Source organism: Pseudomonas sp. A-R-19 (assembly GCF_019956575.1).
Taxonomy (GTDB): domain Bacteria; phylum Pseudomonadota; class Gammaproteobacteria; order Pseudomonadales; family Pseudomonadaceae; genus Aquipseudomonas.
The window spans coordinates 34,080-49,913 of record NZ_JAHBDR010000052.1 but is presented as its reverse complement, the minus strand read 5'-3'; the positions used below and the strand labels follow the sequence as shown (position 1 = coordinate 49,913).

Genomic DNA, 15,834 nt, shown 5'->3' with positions numbered 1-15,834 from the left:
TCCCTCGCCACAAGGGTTTTGTGGAGGTTTCAGCGCATGCATAGTCCCTGCGCCATCGTCCCGGTGTACAACCACGAAGACGCGATCACCACGGTGGTCGACGCGTTGATCACCAGCCATCTGCCCTGCATTCTGGTGGACGACGCCAGCAGCCCGCGCTGTGCCCGGGTACTCGATCGCCTGGCTCAACGTGAAATGGTGTACCTGATCCGCCTGGCCGAAAACCAGGGCAAGGGTGGCGCGGTCATGACCGGCTTGCGTGAAGCTTCGCGCCTGGGCTTCAGCCATGCCTTGCAGGTGGATGCCGATGGCCAGCACGATTTGCAGGACATCAAACGCTTCATCGAACAATCACGCCGCCACCCACAGGCGGTGATTTGCGGCTATCCGCAATATGACGCCAGCGTGCCGAAAGGCCGTTTGTATGCACGCTACCTGACTCACGTCATGGTCTGGATCAACACCCTGTCGTTGCAGATTCGCGACTCCATGTGCGGCTTCCGGGTCTATCCGCTGCCCCCGGTGCTTGACCTGATCGAGTCAGCGAAAATCGGCAAGCGCATGGACTTCGACTCGGACATCCTCGTGCGCCTGGCCTGGCGCAATCAGCCGATGTCATGGCTGCAAACCAAAGTCCATTACCCGCTGGACGGCGTTTCGCATTTTCGTATGTTCCACGACAACGTGCTGATTTCCAGCATGCACACGCGGCTGTTCTTCGGCATGTTGCTGCGTGCGCCAGTGATCCTCTGGCGACGGTGGCGGGCATGAACGCAGATAAGCAGCACTGGGCCGACCGCGAAGAGCGCGGCAGTTTCTGGCTGATGAAACTCACCGCCTTCGGCGCCAAAGTGCTGGGCCGTCGAGTACTCAGTCCAGTGCTGTACGGCATCGTCCTGTACTTTTTCCTGTTCGGCCGCAGCGCCCGCCACAGTGCCTGGCAATACCAGCAACGCCTGGCCGACTGGAGCGGCCGCAACGAATTGCGCCCGAGCCATTGGCGGGTGTTCGGCCAGTTCATGGCTTTCGCCGATTCCATGCTCGACAAACTCGACGTGTGGAACGGCAAGCTGAGCATCGAACAAATCGAAATCATCGACCCGGCACTGCTGCGCGACCAGTTGCGCGGAGCCCGCGGGCAGATGCTGGTGGGCGCGCACCTGGGCAATCTGGAAGTCTGCCGCGCACTGGCGGAAATCGGCGAGAAAGTCACGATGAACGTGCTGGTGCACACCAAGCACGCCGAACAGTTCAACCGTTTACTGGGCGAAGCCGGCGCGACCAACCTGCGACTGATTCAGGTCAGCGAACTCGACCCCGGGGTCATGCTGCAACTGAGCGAACGCCTGGAGCGCGGCGAGTGGCTGGCGATTGCCGGTGATCGCGTGCCGCTGCATGGCGGGCGCAGCGTGACCGTGGACTTCCTCGGTCATCCGGCCAGGTTCCCCCAGGGCCCGTGGCTGCTGGCCGGCCTGCTCAAATGCCCGATCAACCTGCTGCTGTGCCTGAAAAAGCCCGACGGCGACTATCGACTGACCATTGAACCCTTCGCTGATGCAATCATCTGGAAGCGCAGCGACCGCGAACAGGTCATTCATCAGTGGGCGTCCCGCTACGCCGAACGCTTGGGTCACTATTGCCTTGAAGCGCCCCAACAATGGTTCAACTTTTACCCTTTCTGGAAGACCGATGACGACGCCAACGCTTGAGCCGGTAACCTTCGGCGAACGCCCTTTGCGCATTGAAGACGTGCTGGCCGTGACCAACCGCAAAGTGCCGACGCAGTTGCAAAGCGATCCCGCCTACCGCGAGCGCATCGCCAAGGGTGCGCGTTTTCTCGACTCTCTGCTGGACAAGGAAGGCGTGATCTACGGCGTGACCACCGGTTACGGTGACTCCTGCGTGGTCGCGGTGCCGCTGCATCACGTCGAGGCGCTGCCCCGTCATCTGTACACCTTCCACGGCTGCGGCCTGGGCAAACTGCTCGACGCCCAGGCCACCCGCGCGGTACTGGCGGCGCGTTTGCAGTCGTTGTGCCACGGTGTTTCCGGGGTGCGCGTAGAGCTGCTGGAGCGCCTGCAGGCGTTCCTCGAGCACGACATCCTGCCGCTGATTCCGGAGGAAGGTTCGGTGGGCGCCAGTGGTGACCTGACGCCGCTGTCGTACGTTGCCGCCACGCTGTCCGGCGAACGCGAAGTGATGTTCCGCGGCGAACGCCGGCAAGCCGCCGACGTGCATCGCGAACTTGGTTGGCAGCCACTGGTGTTGCGTCCCAAAGAAGCCCTGGCATTGATGAACGGCACCGCCGTGATGACCGGCCTGGCCTGCCTGGCTTATGCCCGCGCCGATTACCTGCTGCAACTGGCCACGCGCATCACCGCGCTGAACGTGGTCGCCCTGCAGGGCAACCCGGAGCACTTCGACGAGCGCCTGTTCGCGGCCAAGCCACATCCGGGGCAGATGCAGGTCGCCGCGTGGTTGCGCAAGGACCTGGCCATCGACGCGCCGACCGCGCCGCTGCATCGCCTGCAAGACCGCTATTCCCTGCGCTGCGCGCCCCATGTGCTGGGCGTGCTGGCCGACAGCCTGAACTGGCTGCGTTCGTTCATCGAAATCGAACTCAACAGCGCCAACGACAATCCGATCATCGACGCCGAAGCCGAACGCGTGCTGCACGGCGGGCACTTCTACGGCGGGCACATCGCCTTCGCCATGGACAGCCTGAAAAACCTCGTGGCCAACGTCGCCGACCTGCTGGATCGGCAACTCGCCCTGCTGGTGGATGAGCGCTATAACCATGGTTTGCCGAGCAACCTGTCCGGCGCCACGGCTGACCGCGCCATGCTCAATCACGGCTTCAAGGCGGTGCAGATCGGCACCAGTGCCTGGACCGCCGAAGCGCTGAAGAACACCATGCCGGCCAGCGTCTTCTCGCGCTCCACCGAATGCCACAACCAGGACAAGGTCAGCATGGGCACCATCGCCGCCCGGGATGCGATCCGCGTGCTGGAACTCACCGAACAGGTGGCGGCCGCTACGCTGCTGGCGGCCAACCAAGGCGTCTGGCTGCGTGGCCAGGCTGAAGATGCACGACCGCTGCCACCCGCTTTGGCCGCCATGCACGAAGAATTGGCCAAGGATTTCCCGCCGGTCATCGAAGACCGCGCGTTGGAAGGCGAATTGCGCCTGTGCCTGCAACGCATCGCCGAACAACACTGGAGGCTGCATGCGTAGCAAGGGATTCCTGCACACCGACACGGAAATCGTCGTCCCCTTCTTTGACGTCGACAGCATGCACGTGGTCTGGCACGGCCATTACGTCAAATACCTGGAAGTCGCCCGCTGCGCGCTGCTGGACAGGATCGGCCACAACTACACCGCGATGAGCGAGTCAGGCTACGCGTGGCCGGTCATCGACCTGCAATTGCGCTACGTGCGCGGCGCGGTGTTCGGCCAGACACTCAACGTGCGCGCCAACCTGGTGGAGTGGGAGAACCGCTTGAAGATCAACTACCTGATCAGCGATCTGCAAACCGGTGAACGCCTGACCCGGGCCATGTCGGTGCAAGTCGCCGTCGACCTCGCCAGCCGCGAGATGCAACTGACCTCGCCGAAAGTGTTCACCGACGCGGTTGAGAGGGCCCTGCCATGATGTCCCGTTCCCCTGTAGGAGCGGGCTTGCCCGCGATGGTCGTTAACGATGACACTGGGCACCTGACACCCCGCAGCGCCCTCAGGTTTTTCGCGAGCAAGCTCGCTCCTACAGTTTTCTGCGTGCTACTGGGCATTCCTGGACTGGCCCATGCCTTCGACCTGCAACAACTCAGTGATCAACTGGCCAAGCCCGAGGTGATCCACGGCAACTTCATCCAGGAAAAACACCTGCGTGCCCTGCCCCAGCCGCTGACCAGCAAGGGCACGTTCGTCCTGGCGAAGAACCACGGCCTGTTGTGGCTGTTGAAAACGCCCTTGCAACAGGACTACCGCATCAGCGCCAAAGGCATTGCCCGGCGTGACGGCAGTGTCTGGCAGATGCTGCCGGGCAAAAGCGCCGGTGCCGAGCAGAACCGTTTGTTCCTCGCCGTGCTGCAGGGCGACAGCAGTGGCCTGCAACGGGATTTCGAACTGTCCCTGAGCGGCGACGCACAGAACTGGAAGCTCACACTGGTGCCGCGCTCGATGCTGCTCAAGCAGGTGTTCAACCAGATCAACATTACCGGCGCAGAACTGGTGCACAGCATCGAACTGCTCGAAACCCAGGGCGACAGTACGTTATTGCGCATGCAGGACAGCACCAGCGCCCAACCATTGAGCGACGCGGAGCAGCATGACTTTGCCGAGTGAACGGTGGTTGCCACGGCTGTTCCTGATCCTGCTGCTGGCAGTACTGGCGCTCGCCGGCTGGCAATGGCGTGACGGCGCGCCACTGTCGGCGAACCTGATGGAACTGGTGCCCGGCACGGCGCCCGATGCCCTGGAACTGCGCGCCGAACAACGCATGCAAGAGCCGCTGAATCGCGAAATGCTGGTGCTGGTCGGTCATACCGATCGCCAGCAGGCCGTCGCCATGGCGCAGACACTCGGCGAGCAATGGCAGGCCAGCGGCTTGTTCGAAAAGGTCCAGTGGACCCTGCAAGCGGACTTGCCGGCACTGCGCACGCAGTTGCTGCAAGGTCGCCTGGCGATGCTCTCGGCGGCGGACCGGCAACTGCTGATCGAACACCCCGACACCTTCATCCAGCAACGGGTGCAGGCGTTGTTCGACCCGTTCAATGGTTACAGCCTGGTGCCGAGCCAGGACGACTGGCTGGGCCTGACCGGGCGTATCCAGAACAGCCAGCCACAACGCGGTTCCGTGCAACTGGACATCGGCAGCGGCGCTCTGGTCGCCGATGCCGATGGCAAGAGCTGGGTGCTGCTGCGCGCGCGCACCACCGGTAACGCCTTCGACATGAACCTGCCACTGCAGGTGGCCGACTTGCTCAAGCACAGCCGCAAAGAAGCCGCCCGGCATGAAGTGCAACTGCTCGCCGCCAGTGGCTTGCTGTACGCGGCCAACGGGCAACAGCAGGCCACCCGGGAAATGACCTGGGTCGGTGGTGGTGCCACCGTCGGGATTCTGTTGCTGCTGCTGTTGGCCTTCCGGCGCTGGCGCGTGTTGCTGGCCTTCGTGCCGGTGCTGGTCGGGATGCTCTTCGGCGCGGTGGCCTGCGTGGCGTTGTTCGGCCATATGCACGTGATGACGCTGGTGCTGGGCTCGAGCCTGATCGGTGTCGCGGTCGACTATCCGCTGCACTACCTGTCCAAGAGCTGGAGCCTCAAGCCCTGGCACAGCTGGCCCGCCCTGCGCCTGACCTTGCCCGGGTTGACCCTGAGCCTGATCACCAGCGGCATCGGTTACCTGGCCCTGGCCTGGACACCCTTCCCGGCGCTGACCCAGATTGCCGCGTTCTCTGCCGCCGGTTTGCTCGGTGCCTATCTGTCCGCCGTGTGCCTGCTGCCGGCCTTGCTCAAGGGGGTAGACCTGCGCCCGGCGCAATGGCCATTGCAGGTGTCCGAGTTTTTGCTGGGCTGCCGTGAAGCCCTGCTCAAGCAGCTGAAAACACCGGTCTTGCTGGCACTGCTGATCGCCTTTTGCGTGGGTGGCCTGTTGCAGCTGAACAGCAAGAACGACATTCGCCAGTGGATCAGCGCACCACAACAATTGACCGACGAAGCTCGCACCATTGCGCGGATCACCGGCTATCAACCCACCAGCCAGTTCTTCCTGATACGCGCCGACAATCAGCAGCAACTGCTCGAACGCCAGACCGCCCTGAGCGAACGACTGGATCAATTGATCGGCCTGGAAAAGCTCCAGGGTTATCTGTCGCTCAATCAGTTGGTCAGCCCGCCAAGCGAACAGCAGCAGGTGCGTGCAGCATTGAACAAACTGCCAACGTTCTGGCAACCCTTGCTCGACGTCGGCGTGCCGGCCGAGGCACTGCAAACAGAGCTGACGAAGCTACAGGCACTGCCTGTCGAGGACATCGATGCTGCGTTGGCCGGCCCGCTGGCAGAGCCCTACCGGCCCCTGTGGCTGGGGCCGACCGATGACGGCGTGGCGGCGATGGTCAGTCTGCAAGGCATCAACAACCCGGCCCTGCTGCGGCTCCAGGGCGAGGACTTACCCGGCGTGACACTGGTGGATCGACTGGGTGAATTGAACAACGTCTTCGCGGCTACCCAAATCAGTGCCGCCGAATTGAAGCTCGCCTCCTGCGTGCTGATCGTGCTGGTGCTGATCCTGCCGTTCGGCCTCGGCGGTGCGTTGCGTATCGTGTCCCTGCCGCTGCTGGCGGCATTGTGCAGCCTGGCCAGCCTCGGCTGGCTCGGGCAGCCGTTGACCCTGTTCAGTCTGTTCGGGCTGTTGCTGGTAACGGCGATCAGCGTCGATTATGCGATCCTGATGCGCGAACAGGTCGGTGGCGCGGCGGTGAGCCTGCTCGGCACCCTACTGGCGGCGTTGACCACCTGGCTGTCGTTCGGCCTGCTGGCGGTATCGAGTACCCCGGCGGTGAGCAACTTCGGACTGTCGGTGAGCCTGGGCCTGATCTTCAGCTTCCTGCTCGCGCCGTGGGCCGGTCGACAGGCACATGGCGCTACGGTCGTGGAGCGTGCTGCGTGATGGTGGTTCTGTTCTGGGCGATGGCGTTGGCGTTGTTCGCCGTGGCGACCCGTGTCGGCCGGCATTTCGGTCTGATTCCCATCGTCAGCCAGTTGCTGCTGGCGACCCTCGGCTTGCCGCTGCTGATGTATTTCTGGATCGAGCCGCAATGGCAATTGAGCGGTGCGCTGCTGGTGTCGCCGGGCTGGTTGAAGAACCTCTACAGCCTGAGCTTTGCCCTGTTGCTGGGCTACATCCTCAGCGATGTGATCGACCTGCACCTGGATCGCCAGAGCCTGAAGATCGCCCTGCCCAGCTTCTGCATTCCGTTTGCCTGCGGCCTGGCCACAGCCGTCTGGTTGTTGCCGGCGCAACCGTGGATCAGCTCGCTGGCCGTCGGCCTGTTGTTCGCCATCACCGCAATTCCGGTGCTGTACCTGTACCTGCGGCACATCGATTACCCACCCGCCGCCACCCGGCGCCTGGTGCAGACCGCGATCCTCATCGACCTCGCCTGCTGGACCCTCTTCGGCCTCGCCCAGGGCAGCCTGCACCTGAGCAGCCTGTTGCTGCCCCTGGCCGGCGCCTGCCTGCCGGTGCTGCTACGGCTGCTCGGTTTGCGCCAGACATGGCTTTACAGTCTGTGCTTTTTCGCCCTGCTGGTCGTGGCCGAGCACTACAAGCTCAATGCGCTGATTTTCGGCATCGGCTATGTGCTGATCATGGCCGCGCTGAAAGCACCCTTGGTCCTGCCGCTGCCGGCCATCTGGATGAGCCGTTTACAGACGTACATCGCCATCCCGCTGATCCTCACGTTCGGCATCGTGCAGATCAACGTGCACAGCGCGATCGACAGCCTCGGCTGGGTGCAACTGTTGGCCCTGCTGCTGTTGCCGATGCTGAGCAAACTGCTGGGTAACTGGCTCGGCCTCGGCTGGGCCGGTGCCTCGTTCACGGGCGCCAGTCGCTGGCGGGAAAGTGTGCTGCTGAACATCCGCGGCTTGAGCGAGATCGTTTTTCTCAACCTGCTGCTGCAACAGCAACTCATCAGCCCGCCGCTGTACTTTGCCCTGATGCTGATGGGCCTGATCGCTACACTGCTGCCAGCCCTGACCGGTATGCACCGAATCCCCCTGAAAACCGCTGTCCCGGCAAGGAGCCCTCATGCCAACCGTTGAAATGGAATGCCGCCAGGTCGTGGTCATCGGCGCCGGCCCTTCCGGTGCCATCGCCGCTGCGTTGCTCAAGCGCAAGGGGCACGATGTGCTGGTGATCGAGCGCCAGCATTTCCCACGGTTTTCCATCGGTGAGAGCCTGTTGGCACACTGCCTGGACTTCGTCGAAGAAGCGGGCATGCTCGACGCCGTCAACGCGGCGGGTTTCCAGCTGAAAACCGGTGCCGCGTTTGCCTGGGGCGAGCGCTACAGCGCGTTCGATTTCAGCGAGACGTTCAGCCACGGCAAATCGACGACCTTTCAGGTCCAGCGCGCCGATTTCGATAAGCTGCTGGCCGATCAGGCCGCGCTGCAAGGCGTGGAGATCCGCTATGGCGAAAGCATCGTCAGCGTCGACATTGCCCCGGAAAAACCGCAGCTTGGCGTGCGCCGCGAAGACGGCAGCGAGTACCGCATCGCAGCTGATTTCCTGCTCGATGCCAGTGGTTACGGCCGCGTGCTGCCGCGCTTGCTCGACCTCGAGGCGCCGTCGAACTTCCCGGTGCGCCAGGCGGTTTTCACTCACGTCGAGGACCGCATCGACCACCCTGCCTTCGACCGCAGCAAGATCCTCGTGACCACTCATCCGACCCTGCGCGACGTGTGGTTCTGGACCATCCCGTTCAGCAACGGGCGCTGCTCGGTCGGCGTGGTCGCCGCCGAGGAGCGTTTCGCCGGCCGCAGCGACAATCTGGACCAGTGCCTGCGCAGCTTCATTGCCGAGACGCCCAGCCTGGCCAGCGTGTTGCAAAATGCGCAGTGGGACACCGAGGCCCGGACCATCGGCGGTTACTCGGCCAACGTCAAAACCCTGCACGGTCCGGGCTTCGCGCTGCTAGGCAATGCCGCGGAATTCCTCGACCCGGTGTTCTCCTCCGGCGTGACCATCGCCATGCGGTCGGCGAGCATGGCCGCCGGGGTGTTGCACCGCCAGCTGCAAGGCGAAGCCGTCGACTGGCAGACCGAGTTCGCCGAACCGCTCAAGCGCGGCGTCGACACGTTCCGTTGCTACGTCGAAGGCTGGTACGCCGGGACCTTCCAGGATGTGATTTTCCATGAGGGCAGCTCAAAGGAAATTCGCGGGATGATCAGCTCCATCCTTGCCGGATATGCCTGGGACCCGCGCAACCCGTTCGTCAGCGAAGCCAGGCGCCGGTTGAAGGTGATATCGGAATTCTGTGCAAGGGAAGCCTCATGAACTACTTGAGCGACAACTACGTCGAAGAAACCCGTTTCGGGTTGTGGTTCCTGCGCAGCCGGATCTGGCAACACTATGTGCTGCGGTTGGCGATCGACGATTTGCGCGGCCTGTTCAGCGACTCGCCGCCCGCTGAGGCGGTACTGCTGGATGCCGGTTGTGGTCAGGGCAAGTCATTCGCACTGCTGCGCCAGGCCTTTGCGCCCGGTCGCCTGATTGGCCTCGATGCCGATCCCCACAGCCTGGAGCAGAGCCGCGCAGAAGCGGCCCGCCAGGGCATGGAAGTGGAGTTGCTCGGCGGCGACTGCGCCAGCCTCGACCTGCCGGACGCCAGTATCGACCTGCTGTTCTGTCACCAGACCTTCCATCACCTGGTGGAACAGCAACAGACACTGGCCGAGTTCTACCGTGTGCTCAAGCCCGGCGGTTATCTGCTGTTCGCCGAATCCACCGAGGCCTACATTGATACCTGGGTGATCCGCTGGCTGTTCCGCCACCCCATGCACGTGCAGAAAAGCGCGGCGCAGTATCTGCAAATGATTCGCCAGCAGGGTTTCGAATTTACCGCGCAAAACGTGTCTTATCCGTACCTGTGGTGGAGTCGCGCCAAGGATTTCGGCCTGCTCGAACACTTGGGTGTGTGCAAACCAAAACCCTTTGGCCAACGGGAAGAAACCCTGGTCAATGTGGTGGCGCGCAAACCTTTTGAAGGAACTGTGTGATGTTCATTGCCAGTCGCTTGAAACATCAAACCTGTGGGAGCGGGCTTGCTCGCGAAAGCGGTGGGTCAGTCAACATTGATGTCGAATGTATCGCCGCCATCGCGAGCAAGCTCGCTCCTACAGGGGTAGCGGGCATGCTGAAATTTCTGTTACTCGCCACAACCCTGCTCCTGAGCGCCTGCGCCGGTCGGGCCCCACTGCCCGAGAAAAATCCGGACCTGCCGTTGCCGCTGCAACTGCACATCCAGCTCCTGCAGCCCGACGACCGCCAGGACTGGGTACTGGTGATCCAGCGCGAGGAATCGGGGATTCGCTGGTCGATGATGGACCTGTTGGGCATTCCCCAGGCCCGGCAGAAATTGATCGACAAAACCTGGGAGTCCGATGGCTTCCTGCCGCCCAATCCGCGAGCCCGCGAGCTGTTCGCGGCGCTGCTGTTTGCGTTGACACCAAAAGATGAACTGGCGGCCAACTATCCCGACGCCTGGCAGCACGGCACACAACGATCCCTGCCCGAGCGCTGGGACATTCGCTACGCACAACCACATAATTTCGAATTGAAGTTTCCGAAAGGCCCGACTTATCAAGTCACCCCCCTCAGCGGTGAAGCGCCATGACGGCTTACCTCAATGCCCTCGGTTTGGTCTGCGCGCTGGGCCGCGACAAGCAGGAAGTTGCCCGCAACCTGTTTGCCGGCGACTGCTCCGGCATGCGCGACACCGCCGGATGGGTACCGGAACGCTCGTTGCCGGTCGGCGCGGTCCAGGGCACATTGGCAACCCTTCCAGCCGACATGTCGCGTCATCACAGTCGCAACAATCAGTTGTTGCTGGAAGCCACGCTGCAAATCCGCCCGGGCATCGACAGTGCAATCCAGACCTACGGCCGCGACCGCATCGGTGTGGTGCTGGGTACCAGCACCTCGGGTATCGACGAGGCCAGCCAGGGCCTGGCGCATTACCTGCGCGACAAGCAGTTCCCGCCTGAGTACGACTACCAGCAACAGGAACTCGGTGCGCCGGCAAACTTCCTCACCGAGTGGCTGCAATTGAGTGGGCCGGCCTATGTCATTTCCACGGCTTGCACCTCCAGTGCCCGAGCCCTGATCAGCGCCCAGCGCCTGTTGGACCTGGGCATTTGCGACGCGGTGCTGTGTGGCGGAGTCGATACCCTGTGCAAGCTGACCCTCAATGGTTTTTCGGCGCTGGAGGCCGTCTCGGAACAACGCTGTAATCCGTTTTCGGTGAACCGCAACGGCATCAACATTGGCGAAGCGGCGGTGCTGTTCCTGATGACCAGAGATGCCGGCGACAGCCCGCCGATTGCCTTACTCGGCAGTGGCGCCAGCTCCGATGCACATCACATTTCCGCCCCGGAGCCGACGGGTCGAGGCGCCCTGCAGGCGATGCGCAAAGCCTTGGGCCGCGCCAACCTGCAACCGGAACAGATCGCTTATCTGAACCTGCACGGCACCGCTACCCAACACAACGACGCCATGGAAAGCCACGCCGTGGCGACGCTGTTCCCGGCCGGCGTGTCCTGCTCCTCGAGCAAACCGATGACCGGCCACACCCTCGGCGCCGCCGGGGCGCTGGAAGCGGCGTTCTGCTGGTTGAGCCTGAGCCCGGACAATCGCGAGCATGCCTTGCCGCCGCACGTCTGGGACGAGCAGCCCGATCCCGAACTGCCGCCGCTGCAATGGGTGACCCCGGCCACGCGCCTGACGTCCATTGCACCCCGCTACCTGATGAGCAATTCCTTCGCCTTCGGTGGCAACAACGTCAGCCTGATTATCGGAGACGCCCCATGATTGACTGGCCGCTCGCCGAACTGCTGCCCCACGCTGGCGACATGATCCTTATCGATCAGATCCTGGCGTTCGATGAAGAGCAGATTTACACCCGCCTGACCGTCAAGCCCGATGGCCTGTTCAATCTCCCCGACGGCAGCCTGCCGGCCTGGGTCGGCATTGAACTGATGGCCCAGAGCGTGGCCGCCTTCGCCGGTTGCCATGCACGCCAGCGCGGCGATGCGGTGGAATTGGGTTTCCTGCTCGGCAGCCGCAAGTTCGAATGCAACGTCGAAAGTTTTCCGGCCGGTACCGAGCTGACCATCCACGGCATTCGCTCCCTGGAAGACGATAACGGCATGGGCGTGTTCGAATGCCACATCAACGCCCCCGGCATTCACGTTACCGCCCGTCTGAACGTGTATCGCCCACCCCAGGCCGCTCAATATCTCCATGAACCCGAAGGAGTCCAGTCATGACTGAATTCGTACTGGTCACCGGTTCCAGCCGTGGCATCGGCCGCGCCATCGCCTTGCGCCTGGCCCAGGCTGGGCACGACATCGTGCTGCATTGCCGCAACGGCCTGGCCGACGCCGAAGCCGTCAAGGCCGAAGTCGAGGCCTTGGGTCGTCGTGCGCGCGTCCTGCAGTTCGACGTGGCCGACCGCGCCCGCTGCAAGGAAATTCTCGAAGCCGACGTGGAAACCCACGGCGCCTATTACGGCGTGGTGCTCAATGCCGGGCTGACCCGCGACGGTGCTTTCCCGGCCTTGAGTGAAGACGATTGGGATGTGGTGATGCGCACCAACCTCGACGGTTTCTACAACGTGCTGCATCCGGTGATGATGCCGATGATCAGGCGCCGCGCCGCCGGGCGGATTGTTTGCATCACTTCGGTGTCAGGGCTGATCGGCAACCGTGGCCAGGTCAACTACAGCGCCTCCAAGGCCGGTTTGATCGGCGCGGCCAAGGCATTGGCGATCGAGCTCGGCAAGCGCAAAATCACCGTTAACTGTGTCGCACCCGGCCTGATCGACACAGCCATGCTCGACGAAAACGTGCCGGTGGAAGAACTGATGAAAATGATCCCCGCACAGCGCATGGGCACCCCTGAAGAGGTGGCCGGCGCGGTGAATTTCCTGATGTCGGCGGAAGCCTCGTACATCACCCGGCAGGTTCTGGCCGTCAACGGAGGCCTGTGCTGATGAAGCGCGTCGTCGTCACCGGCATGGCCGGCATCACCTCACTGGGCAGCGACTGGGACACCATCGCCGGCAACTTCGCGGCCAACCGCAGCGGCATCCGCCGGATGGACGAGTGGGATCGTTTTACCGAACTCAACACACGCCTGGCCGGCCCCATCGATGACTTCAAGGTGCCCAGCCACTGGACCCGCAAGCAACTGCGCAGCATGGGCCGGGTGTCACGGCTGGCCGTCGGAGCATCGGAGCTGGCACTGGCCGACGCCGGCCTGTTGGGCGACGAGACGATCAAGGACGGGCGCATGGGCGTCGCCTGCGGCTCGTCCACCGGCAGCACCGACGAGATCAAGGCATTCGGCAACATGCTGCTCAACTCGGTGGCCGAAGGCCTGAACGCCAACTCCTACGTGCGCATGATGCCGCACACCACGGCAGCCAATATCAGCATCTTCTTCGGCCTCACCGGCCGCCTGATCCCGACCTCCAGCGCCTGCACCAGTGGCAGCCAAGGCATCGGCTATGCCTACGAGGCCATCAAGTTCGGCCGCCTGCCGCTGATGCTCGCCGGCGGCGCCGAGGAACTGTGCCCGACTGAAGCCATGGTCTTCGACGCGCTCTACGCCACCAGCCTGAAAAACGACACCCCACAACGCAGCCCGCGCCCTTACGACACCGCACGCGACGGCCTGGTGATCGGCGAAGGCGGCGGCATGCTGGTGCTCGAAGAACTGGAACATGCGCTGGCGCGCGGCGCCCACATCCACGCCGAGATCGTCGGTTTTGGCAGCAACGCCGACGGCCAGCACACCACCCGTCCCGAACAAATCACCATGCGCCGAGCCATGGAACTGGCCCTGGAAGATGCCGGGCTGAAACCGTCGGACATCGGCTACGTCAACGGCCACGGCACCGCCACCGAACAGGGCGACATCGCCGAAACCCTGGCCACCAGCAGCCTGTTCGGCGAACACATGCCGATCAGTTCGCAGAAAAGCTTCCTCGGCCACACCCTCGGCGCCTGCGGTGCGCTGGAGTCCTGGTTCAGCATCGAAATGATGAACCGCGACCTCTACGCCCACACCTTCAACCTCGACGAAGTCGACCCGCATTGCGGCAAACTCGACTACCTGCGCGGCGAGTTTCGGCAGATGAGCAATCAGTATGTGATGAACAATAACTTTGCGTTTGGCGGGGTGAATACTTCGCTGATTTTCAAGCGCTGGTCTTGAGCCCCACGTAATAAATGTGGCGAGGGGGCTTGCCCCCGTTCGGCTGCGAAGCAGTCGTAAATTCGGCTTACGGGAGCTACCTGACGGATCGGATGCACTGGTTTTGGGGCCGCTTCGCAGCCCAACGGGGGCAAGCCCCCTCGCCACAGGAACACAGCTCAGCTTTCCTTCTGTAACTGTCCGGCTTTAGTGGTGTTGGCGCTCTGATTTACTAAGGTGGATCAAGGTTATCCAACACCCGATTCACCGCCAACTCCCCCAACATGATCGACTGCTGAATCCCCAGCAGGGTGTTGCTCTGCGACCCGTTCAAACTCCTCGCGAAATCGCTCGCCATGGCATTGGCTGATGCCAGCGAAACACAGGCGTATTCCAGCAGGGTGTGGTTGTCGATATCGGGGGCGATCAAGAAGATATTGCTGGGTTGGCGTGGAGTGTCCGGCGGATTTTTTGCTTTTTTGGTCATGATTCAGTGCCCAGAAAAGTGAAGCCGACACCGAGTCGCTACGAATCAGAAGGGTGGCAGCTGTACGCAGGTTAGCAGACCGGGCCACGATGAAACCGGCGCGCCCGAGGGCGCCCTGCGCACAGCTACCGTCAAGGGCAGGTATGGACATACCTGCCTATCAGGAGCGCAAATGCGCTTCATCGTGGACACGGGCTGCTAAACCCGATCACTGACCATCAGTGACACGAATCAAGTTAGCGATAGCCCTCAAAGCGCACAAGCCGGCGGATTCTGGAGTAGTTGTAGGCCCTGACGCAAGGCGCTGTAGCTGCCCGGCGCATGCTTCGGAAACGTCCCACAAACACCGCTGAAAAGATGATGGACCTGTAGGAGCCGGCTTGCTGGCGATAGCGGACTGACAGGCGACATCTATGTCGACAGATCCGCCGCCATCGCCAGCAAGCCGGCTCCTACAGAGTCACGATTGCAGTGGTTCAACCTTACTGGTCAACAACTCCACAAACGCCTTGGCCATCGCCGATTTCTGATCCTTGCGCTGCACCAGCCAAACCGCCGACACCGCCGCCGGATCGAGCAACGGTCGATAGACCACACCATCGATACGCATCCGCTGATAAGACGCCGGCATCACCGACACACCCAGCCCTGCCGCCACCAGCCCAATGATGGTCATCGCCTCTCCAGCCTCTTGTGCAAAATGCGGAGTGAAGCCGGCATCCCGCGCCAGGCTGAGCAACTGCGCATACAGGCCACTGCCATAGCTGCGCGGAAAAAACACAAAGGGCTCAAGCGCCAGGGCTGACAGGAACAAACCTTCCTCGCTGCCCTCTACCAACGGGTGCTTGGAGCTGAGTACCGCGACCAGCGGTTCGCGCATCAACTCGACCACGCTGAGGCATTCCGGTAGCCCGAGCGGGCGCATGATGCCGACTTCGATCGACTCGTCCACCAGCGCATCGGCCACCTGGGTGCTGCTCATTTCCCGCAGGTTCAGGTGCACCGCCGGGAAGCGCTGACGAAAAGAGAAAATCGCCTGGGGAATGGTCGAGTTGAAGGGTGCCGACGAGGTGAAGCCGATTTTCAGCTCACCCAACTCACCCAGTTGCGCCCGTCGCGCGACATCCGCCGCTTTGTCGACCTGCGCCAGCACCAGCCGCGCCTCTTGCAGAAACAGCCGGCCAGCCTCGCTCAGCTCGACCCGACGATTGGTACGCTCGAACAGGCGTGCGCCGACTTCCTGTTCCAGCGCCTGGATCTGCTGGCTCAGCGGTGGTTGCGAGATGCCCAGCACCTGTGCGGCGCGGCCGAAGTGCAGTTCTTCGGCGACGGCGATGAAGTAGCGCAGATGACGCAATTCCATGGAAAC

General features: G+C 62.7%; 16 protein-coding genes. 14 read left to right on the top strand and 2 right to left on the bottom strand.

Annotation, left to right across the window (positions count from 1 at the left end; genetic code table 11):
• Positions 1-36 precede the first annotated feature (36 nt).
• The 14 genes from KGA88_RS14070 to KGA88_RS14005 are packed head-to-tail and all read left to right on the top strand — an operon-like array spanning position 37 to position 13,999.
• Positions 37-771 carry a glycosyltransferase family 2 protein gene (locus tag KGA88_RS14070; protein ID WP_110663307.1) on the top strand — a complete coding sequence of 245 codons (735 nt, stop codon included), beginning with the start codon at positions 37-39 and terminating at the stop codon, positions 769-771.
• Positions 768-1,709 carry a glycosyl transferase gene (locus KGA88_RS14065; protein ID WP_223591806.1) on the top strand — a complete coding sequence of 314 codons (942 nt, stop codon included), beginning with the start codon at positions 768-770 and terminating at the stop codon, positions 1,707-1,709. Before KGA88_RS14070 ends, KGA88_RS14065 begins: the two co-directional genes overlap by 4 nt.
• Positions 1,690-3,234 carry a histidine ammonia-lyase gene (hutH, locus tag KGA88_RS14060; protein ID WP_223591803.1) on the top strand — a complete coding sequence of 515 codons (1,545 nt, stop codon included), beginning with the start codon at positions 1,690-1,692 and terminating at the stop codon, positions 3,232-3,234. The genes KGA88_RS14065 and hutH overlap by 20 nt, the downstream gene beginning before the upstream one ends.
• Positions 3,227-3,652 carry an acyl-CoA thioesterase gene (locus KGA88_RS14055; protein WP_223591795.1) on the top strand — a complete coding sequence of 142 codons (426 nt, stop codon included), beginning with the start codon at positions 3,227-3,229 and terminating at the stop codon, positions 3,650-3,652. Before hutH ends, KGA88_RS14055 begins: the two co-directional genes overlap by 8 nt.
• A complete protein-coding gene (locus tag KGA88_RS14050; RefSeq protein WP_411740846.1) occupies positions 3,652-4,344 on the top strand; it encodes an outer membrane lipoprotein carrier protein LolA in 693 nt (230 codons plus the stop codon). Before KGA88_RS14055 ends, KGA88_RS14050 begins: the two co-directional genes overlap by 1 nt.
• Positions 4,328-6,667, top strand: coding sequence for an MMPL family transporter (locus KGA88_RS14045; protein WP_223591784.1), 2,340 nt, complete (start codon positions 4,328-4,330; stop codon positions 6,665-6,667). Before KGA88_RS14050 ends, KGA88_RS14045 begins: the two co-directional genes overlap by 17 nt.
• On the top strand, positions 6,667-7,824 hold the full coding sequence (locus tag KGA88_RS14040; protein ID WP_110660656.1) for a sodium:proton antiporter: 1,158 nt from the start codon (positions 6,667-6,669) through the stop codon (positions 7,822-7,824). Before KGA88_RS14045 ends, KGA88_RS14040 begins: the two co-directional genes overlap by 1 nt.
• Positions 7,811-9,058, top strand: a complete 1,248-nt coding sequence (locus KGA88_RS14035) for an NAD(P)/FAD-dependent oxidoreductase (RefSeq protein WP_110660655.1) — start codon at positions 7,811-7,813, stop codon at positions 9,056-9,058. Before KGA88_RS14040 ends, KGA88_RS14035 begins: the two co-directional genes overlap by 14 nt.
• The gene (locus tag KGA88_RS14030; RefSeq protein WP_223591777.1) at positions 9,055-9,780 is read left to right on the top strand and encodes a class I SAM-dependent methyltransferase; all 726 of its coding nucleotides are present in this window, start codon (positions 9,055-9,057) and stop codon (positions 9,778-9,780) included. Before KGA88_RS14035 ends, KGA88_RS14030 begins: the two co-directional genes overlap by 4 nt.
• Entirely contained in the window at positions 9,780-10,397 is a 618-nt protein-coding gene (locus KGA88_RS14025; protein ID WP_181432076.1) for a hypothetical protein, read from the top strand. The genes KGA88_RS14030 and KGA88_RS14025 overlap by 1 nt, the downstream gene beginning before the upstream one ends.
• Positions 10,394-11,590 carry a beta-ketoacyl-[acyl-carrier-protein] synthase family protein gene (locus KGA88_RS14020; protein WP_223591773.1) on the top strand — a complete coding sequence of 399 codons (1,197 nt, stop codon included), beginning with the start codon at positions 10,394-10,396 and terminating at the stop codon, positions 11,588-11,590. The genes KGA88_RS14025 and KGA88_RS14020 overlap by 4 nt, the downstream gene beginning before the upstream one ends.
• Entirely contained in the window at positions 11,587-12,048 is a 462-nt protein-coding gene (locus tag KGA88_RS14015) for a hotdog family protein (protein ID WP_110660651.1), read from the top strand. Before KGA88_RS14020 ends, KGA88_RS14015 begins: the two co-directional genes overlap by 4 nt.
• On the top strand, positions 12,045-12,773 hold the full coding sequence (fabG, locus tag KGA88_RS14010) for a 3-oxoacyl-ACP reductase FabG (protein WP_223591770.1): 729 nt from the start codon (positions 12,045-12,047) through the stop codon (positions 12,771-12,773). Before KGA88_RS14015 ends, fabG begins: the two co-directional genes overlap by 4 nt.
• Positions 12,773-13,999, top strand: a complete 1,227-nt coding sequence (locus tag KGA88_RS14005) for a beta-ketoacyl-ACP synthase (protein ID WP_223591767.1) — start codon at positions 12,773-12,775, stop codon at positions 13,997-13,999. Before fabG ends, KGA88_RS14005 begins: the two co-directional genes overlap by 1 nt.
• Positions 14,000-14,210: 211 nt before the next feature.
• Here KGA88_RS14005 and KGA88_RS14000 read toward each other — a convergent pair whose 3' ends face one another.
• Both KGA88_RS14000 and KGA88_RS13995 read right to left on the bottom strand, forming a co-directional pair.
• The gene (locus KGA88_RS14000) at positions 14,211-14,465 is read right to left on the bottom strand and encodes a DUF6124 family protein (RefSeq protein ID WP_110661125.1); all 255 of its coding nucleotides are present in this window, start codon (positions 14,463-14,465) and stop codon (positions 14,211-14,213) included.
• A gap of 460 nt (positions 14,466-14,925) precedes the next feature.
• The gene (locus KGA88_RS13995; RefSeq protein ID WP_223591765.1) at positions 14,926-15,828 is read right to left on the bottom strand and encodes a LysR family transcriptional regulator; all 903 of its coding nucleotides are present in this window, start codon (positions 15,826-15,828) and stop codon (positions 14,926-14,928) included.
• Positions 15,829-15,834: the final 6 nt, after the last annotated feature.

What these genes read in the sequence shown, in the direction of transcription:
- KGA88_RS14070 (WP_110663307.1), top strand. Translation starts at nt 37, where the DNA reads ATGCATAGTCCCTGCGCCATCGTCCCGGTGTACAACCACGAAGACGCG.
- KGA88_RS14065 (WP_223591806.1), top strand. Translation starts at nt 768, where the DNA reads ATGAACGCAGATAAGCAGCACTGGGCCGACCGCGAAGAGCGCGGCAGT.
- hutH (WP_223591803.1), top strand. Translation starts at nt 1,690, where the DNA reads ATGACGACGCCAACGCTTGAGCCGGTAACCTTCGGCGAACGCCCTTTG.
- KGA88_RS14055 (WP_223591795.1), top strand. Translation starts at nt 3,227, where the DNA reads ATGCGTAGCAAGGGATTCCTGCACACCGACACGGAAATCGTCGTCCCC.
- KGA88_RS14050 (WP_411740846.1), top strand. Translation starts at nt 3,652, where the DNA reads ATGTCCCGTTCCCCTGTAGGAGCGGGCTTGCCCGCGATGGTCGTTAAC.
- KGA88_RS14045 (WP_223591784.1), top strand. Translation starts at nt 4,328, where the DNA reads ATGACTTTGCCGAGTGAACGGTGGTTGCCACGGCTGTTCCTGATCCTG.
- KGA88_RS14040 (WP_110660656.1), top strand. Translation starts at nt 6,667, where the DNA reads ATGGTGGTTCTGTTCTGGGCGATGGCGTTGGCGTTGTTCGCCGTGGCG.
- KGA88_RS14035 (WP_110660655.1), top strand. Translation starts at nt 7,811, where the DNA reads ATGCCAACCGTTGAAATGGAATGCCGCCAGGTCGTGGTCATCGGCGCC.
- KGA88_RS14030 (WP_223591777.1), top strand. Translation starts at nt 9,055, where the DNA reads ATGAACTACTTGAGCGACAACTACGTCGAAGAAACCCGTTTCGGGTTG.
- KGA88_RS14025 (WP_181432076.1), top strand. Translation starts at nt 9,780, where the DNA reads ATGTTCATTGCCAGTCGCTTGAAACATCAAACCTGTGGGAGCGGGCTT.
- KGA88_RS14020 (WP_223591773.1), top strand. Translation starts at nt 10,394, where the DNA reads ATGACGGCTTACCTCAATGCCCTCGGTTTGGTCTGCGCGCTGGGCCGC.
- KGA88_RS14015 (WP_110660651.1), top strand. Translation starts at nt 11,587, where the DNA reads ATGATTGACTGGCCGCTCGCCGAACTGCTGCCCCACGCTGGCGACATG.
- fabG (WP_223591770.1), top strand. Translation starts at nt 12,045, where the DNA reads ATGACTGAATTCGTACTGGTCACCGGTTCCAGCCGTGGCATCGGCCGC.
- KGA88_RS14005 (WP_223591767.1), top strand. Translation starts at nt 12,773, where the DNA reads ATGAAGCGCGTCGTCGTCACCGGCATGGCCGGCATCACCTCACTGGGC.
- KGA88_RS14000 (WP_110661125.1), bottom strand. Translation starts at nt 14,465, where the DNA reads ATGACCAAAAAAGCAAAAAATCCGCCGGACACTCCACGCCAACCCAGC.
- KGA88_RS13995 (WP_223591765.1), bottom strand. Translation starts at nt 15,828, where the DNA reads ATGGAATTGCGTCATCTGCGCTACTTCATCGCCGTCGCCGAAGAACTG.